The sequence below is a fragment of the Mesorhizobium sp. M2E.F.Ca.ET.209.01.1.1 genome (assembly GCF_004010375.2).
GTDB lineage: Bacteria > Pseudomonadota > Alphaproteobacteria > Rhizobiales > Rhizobiaceae > Mesorhizobium.
In genome coordinates this window covers 1-291 of sequence record NZ_SADP02001153.1, presented here as the reverse complement: position 1 = coordinate 291, position 291 = coordinate 1, and the positions used below count along the sequence as shown (strand labels likewise).

General features: G+C 65.3%; 1 pseudogene. It reads left to right on the top strand.

Features of this window, described 5'->3' with window-relative positions:
- Positions 1 to 97: 97 nt before the first annotated feature.
- Positions 98 to 291: pseudogene (locus tag EN852_RS42055) on the top strand (FAD-dependent oxidoreductase); the annotation flags it as partial.

Genomic DNA, 291 nt, shown 5'->3' with positions numbered 1-291 from the left:
GGTCGCCGGCGGCGCCTGGTCTTCCCTGTTCCTGGCGAGGCACGGCGTGTCCATCCCCCAGCTCAGCGTCCGGGTAACCACAGCCGCAACGGAGCCCTTGCCTGAAATCTATGCGGGCGCGGCCGCCGACAACCATATCGCTTTTAGGCGCAGGCAGGATGGTGGATACACGCTCGCCGCGGGCGGCAGCCACTTGCTTTACCTGGGGCCTGACGCTTTCCGGCACTTCACCCAATATCTTCCCGCCCTCAGGGACAACCCGTTCGGAACGCGCTATTTCCCGTTCGCTCC